Annotated in this window: 5 protein-coding genes; all 5 read left to right on the top strand. The window is 40.7% G+C overall.

From position 1 onward, the window contains the following. Positions 1–2: 2 nt before the first annotated feature. The 5 genes from CLV98_RS24260 to CLV98_RS22800 all read left to right on the top strand — a co-directional run bounded on the left by CLV98_RS24260 (position 3) and on the right by CLV98_RS22800 (position 4,355). A complete protein-coding gene (locus CLV98_RS24260) occupies positions 3–125 on the top strand; it encodes a T9SS type A sorting domain-containing protein (RefSeq protein ID WP_109678410.1) in 123 nt (40 codons plus the stop codon). Between the two features lie 71 nt (positions 126–196). Continuing rightward, positions 197–1,042, top strand: a complete 846-nt coding sequence (locus tag CLV98_RS22815; RefSeq protein ID WP_109678408.1) for a hypothetical protein — start codon at positions 197–199, stop codon at positions 1,040–1,042. An 86-nt stretch (positions 1,043–1,128) separates the two neighbouring features. Continuing rightward, entirely contained in the window at positions 1,129–1,980 is an 852-nt protein-coding gene (locus tag CLV98_RS22810) for a hypothetical protein (RefSeq protein WP_109678406.1), read from the top strand. Positions 1,981–2,214: 234 nt separating this feature from the next. After that, positions 2,215–3,039 carry a hypothetical protein gene (locus CLV98_RS22805; RefSeq protein ID WP_109678404.1) on the top strand — a complete coding sequence of 275 codons (825 nt, stop codon included), beginning with the start codon at positions 2,215–2,217 and terminating at the stop codon, positions 3,037–3,039. 482 nt (positions 3,040–3,521) lie between these two features. Then, positions 3,522–4,355 (top strand): glycoside hydrolase family 16 protein, encoded by an 834-nt coding sequence (locus CLV98_RS22800; RefSeq protein WP_109678402.1) that lies wholly within the window; start codon positions 3,522–3,524, stop codon positions 4,353–4,355. The last annotated feature ends 688 nt before the right edge of the window (positions 4,356–5,043 follow it).

Genomic DNA, 5,043 nt, shown 5'->3' with positions numbered 1-5,043 from the left:
AGATAGATGGACCAGGAACCACCAGCTTTGGCGCGGCAGCACTCAGTAGTGGCATCTATTTCGTAAGACTACGCGACGCCAACGGAAAGACAATTTCTGCTACCCAGAAAATTATAAAACAATAACATATAGTCTGCTTACCAAAAGCAACGACCTAAAAACACATTAATATTCGAAAATTTAACTATAAATAATAATGAAAAAAATAATTTTATTTATACTTCTCTTGGCCAATGGGCTCAGTTATGCACAGGTAAAAGTAGGTAGTAATCCAACTAGCATTACCCCCAATGTCAACCTTGAAGTTGAAGCAACGAATGGCTCAAAAGTAGTAATTAAGCAAGATAATGGAAGTATGGGTATTGGAACCACCACTACACCTGCCCAATTAAATGTTGAGGGTAATATCAAAATTGTAGATGGCAATCAAGGAACGGGGAAAGTACTTACTTCCGATGCCACCGGTTTGGGATCATGGCAAACTCCTTATTCTGCCCCAGTAGGCGGTGGAATAGGACAAATCCAAGCGGTGCAGCAAACGTCAGATATCATCTTTACCACTCAATCTTTAACGGATCTACCTGGCATCTCCATTCCTTTATTAGCAGGCAAAACCTACCTTTTTGAGTTTCAATGCTTGGTAGAATTATACTTTTTATCGGCTGCTATAAAATATGGGAATAATGGAAGTGATATTGCGGACTTAGTGGGAGGAATGTATCTTTCTCGAAGAAATGAAACCACAGACCCTTATCCGCCATATACCACCGGTGTAAATCAGGGCATAACATTGAATAAGAGTTGCCTTGTTAGCTATACTGAAACGAGATTACCAGTTTCCAAACTTACTGGCCCAACTGCATTGCAAGGAGCCTCAATATTGGTTATGCAAGGGATAATTAAGACCAATACGGCCCAAAATTTGATTATTCAAGGCACCAACGATCAAATAGAACCTGGTTTTGTGACTGTCATCGATAATAATTCTGCTAAACCCGTTAAATTTTCGAATGGAACCCTATCGGTAACCCAGTTAGATTAATACAAGAATACACAGCATCGGGGCTTGCCCCCCCCATTTAAAATCCTGTTAACCAGACTTTCAAAAATATTAAATATAGCTTTATCATGAAACAACTAATATTGGCCGCCTTTGTGCTATGGAACGGATTATGTATGGCCCAAGTAAAGATAGGCAATAACCCAACGGCCATCACACCCAATACGAATTTGGAGATCGAGTCCAGTAATGGAACAAAAGTTGTAGTTACAACAGATGACGGACGAGTCGGGATAGGCACTACCAATCCTGATTCCAAACTTCATGTAGTTGGGAACGTAAAAATAACGGATGGCACCGAAGGTGAAGCAAAGGTTTTGACTTCCGATGCCAATGGCCTGGCCTCCTGGCAACCTACGGCCCCTTGTGTTGCTGGTCCCACCTCCCCTGTGTCGGTTTACCGACAACCTTCTGACTATATAATTGCCGGCGATACTTTTACTGATATTCCAGGGCTGTCGGCCCCACTACAAGCAGGCAAAACATATAGAATTGAATTTTTGGGTAATAGCGAAGCCGTCAACCCCGTTTACGCAAGTATCCATGAATTAACTTATCACATTAAGTACGGTAATAATACCACTGATATAGAGAAACTCACAGGTTCTTTCATCATCAATTCTCAAATATGGGGCCAAGCTGATTCTGATATTAGAGGCTACACAATGAGTAAAAACAATCTTTACTATACTACTCATCAAGTCCTATCAGTCGGTAGCACTAATATTATAATTTCAGGAACCCCGCAAACCTTTACTTGTTATATTAAAACCAATACTGCTCAAACTTTTACCATACAGGCCAATAATAGACTGACAAAATATGATGGCACATTTCAACCACAATCGACATCCTTTTATACTTATGGCAGTGTAAAATCCTACAAAGGGGCCCTGATGATCGTTGAATTACTAGATTAAAATCCTCAATGATTCGAGAACGGCTTGATATCCAACCGCTGTATTCTAAAACTTAATCAAAATAAACCTTAGAAATAGTACTCGGCAAAAAGCTAATAGGTACCCAAAAGGCAGGAAAAGGAATATCAGAACCGGAGACACTCATAATATAGTAAAATGCGCCAAATCAGATTCCTTTTCGCATTATAATACGAGAAATTTTCTAAGACTATAACACATTAAAACCAACTTAAAATGAAAAATATATTTTATTTTCTATTATTATTGACTTATGCCCCTAGTTATGCACAAGTCAAAATAGGCAGCAATCCAACCATATTCACACCAAATACCAACTTAGAGGTAGAAGCCACCAATGGCTCCAAGGTCGTCATTGAGCAATCCGAAGGTAAAGTGGGAATAGGCACTAGCTCCTTAGATGCCAAACTCAATGTGGCAGGAGATATAAAGATCGTCGATGGGACTCAAGGTACGGGTAAGGTACTTACCTCGGATGCCAACGGCATAGCCTCCTGGCGTACTCCTCCTGCTTGTGTTTCCGTCAACCTCGTTACCCAAACCGCTCCTATTACCTATACGACCAATTACACTAACTTCATTCAAATTCCAGGCATGAGTATCCCTTTACTGGCAAACAAAACTTATAAAATTATTTACATGGGATTACGAAAATTCTCGACTGGTAACGGACCTCTTGCATTATATTTAAAGTACGGAAATGATACAGCCACCGAAACTACCTTCCTTAACGGAAATTTTTATTTTCAAACTATTCAGGACTACGGTCCGATGCAACAATTTTCACCTCACTATATGGGAGTAAATAAAGAATTTCCCAGCGTCGAAATGGCAAGTGATGGAACTAGCTATATACAACCTCAACTAGGCTTATACCAGTCCTTTATAGGATATATACAAACCAAAACCGATGGAAATCTACGTATTTTAGGAACTAATTCAAAAGTTAACTATATCCTTAATATTCATACTTACTATGGAGCTGAAAGACCGATCACTCTTTTTAATGGCTACCTAGTAGCCATAGAGCTAGCGGATTAATCGTTTTAACCCTATGAAGCGAATACGGATAGGTACTCCAATGAGGGGTACAGATGCCAAGGATTAAGCGTGATTACCTACGTAAGGATTAATCAAGACGACAAGGGAGACAAAAAGACAAAATAATGCGTTTATGTCACCCTGGTCGTCTTGTCACAACTACTTTAGAATCAAGTATTTATTGAACACAAAAGTCTAAATAGCTTAACATCAAGTCAGTCCTACTGATCGACCTAGGAAGGTTACGCTCTCATTATTTCAATAAGTCCAAAATGCAGTGAATCCCTTAGATTCTAATAAAAGAGACCCCAATTGCTTATTCAACCTCTGAACAGCTTTATCCTAACACATTGAATTCCTCTTTACTACAATAGCATCGGCCTGTATTCGGCTCCTTCCTATAGCAACCTACCCCTCCTACTTATTAAAATATTTAATGTATTTTTACCATATCAACATGATCACTAGGTCGTCTTATTACTATGCCCACCTTCCTTTCATTTCGCTTTCTGGTTACCTTTTGCATTATTTTATTTTCTATCCTAAGCTCCTGTTCCAAAAAGAACGAAAAGGAAAATATAGATCCTAAAAAAACCTATGAGCTCGTGTGGTCCGATGAATTCGAGTATAACGGACTCCCCGACTCTACCAAATGGGGATACGAAAAAGGGTATGTACGCAACCAAGAGGAACAGTATTACCAAGAGGCCAGTCTACTCAATAGCGAAGTAAAGGACGGAATGCTTACCATCACGGGGCGCTATGACACGACTGCCGCCGAATACCCCATTACCTCCGCCAGCATCACCACCAAAGATCGCCTCCAAGTCCTCTTCGGAAGGCTCGAAATGCGGGCCAAAATGCCAAAGGGAGCAGGAGCTTGGCCGGCATTCTGGACCCTGGGCGTCAATCGCGATACCATCGGCTGGCCTTACTGTGGGGAGATCGACGTAATGGAATGGCTTGGCTTCGTACCCAATTATGTATTTGGCAGCCTGCATATGGCCAATTCCGAAGGAGTGGATGCCCCCCGTATTACCCCCTACGCTCCTGCCAAAAACGACCTTTCCGTTGCCTTTCACGTCTATGCCATCGAATGGGATAGTGAGCAAATCGATTTTTATTTCGACAATACCCTATATGCCACCTACAAGGCCAGCGAACATACTGCCTCCGAATGGGCACAATTCACCAAGCCCCATTATATGCTCGTCAACCTTGCCCTAGGAGGAAAAAGTGGGGGGAATATCGATAAAGACTCCTACCCTTTCGTGTACCAGGTGGATTATGTACGCTATTATCAGCAAAACCCTTAGGCTGGCCGCCCGCGGCGCGGCGGCCGCCTTTAACCTACCGCCTATTACCTAACTCCTATCCCCTAACCCCTATCATTCAACACCTCTTTGTACTCCATTTGGTAGAGATTAGCGTAAAAACCTTGTTTCTCTAAAAGCTGCTCCTGATTCCCTACTTCCATAATTCGGCCCTTATCGAGGAGAATGATCTGGTCGGCCCTTTGATAAGTGCTAACCTCCTATTACCAATTCAACATTCAATTGTTCTAACAAAATAGCCGCAATGTTATTCGACCGAATAACATGTGTTGTACTAGTGTAATCCGTCATTCCTTTCAAACCTGTCCTATTCTATATACAAATTTAAGGAGCGATTAGAATTTACAAAAAACACAACAAATACTAAAACCAAAATGTAATTATACTACAAATATAGATTAATTAAATTTATACTATCTAATTATAATATATATACTAAAAACATAGTACCATTTTACTTTTTATCAAATAAAAATACACAGACGAAACTCCACTTCCCTATATTTGCAGCAAACCAATTACTTTATTTATAGATCATATTTAATATGAAAAAACACCTTTACCTATTATTAATACTTCTCGCCCAGCAGGCCTATTCCCAGAGCGGCAACTATGCCTCTAGTGGATATGAGGCCGTAAACTTCGGGCCGATTGACCTCCCCACGGGTGG

This window comes from Dyadobacter jejuensis (assembly GCF_003149085.1).
Classification (GTDB): Bacteria; Bacteroidota; Bacteroidia; order Cytophagales; family Spirosomataceae; genus Dyadobacter; species Dyadobacter jejuensis.
The sequence above is the reverse complement of the archived record's forward strand: the minus strand, read 5'-3'. Positions and strand labels throughout refer to the sequence as shown.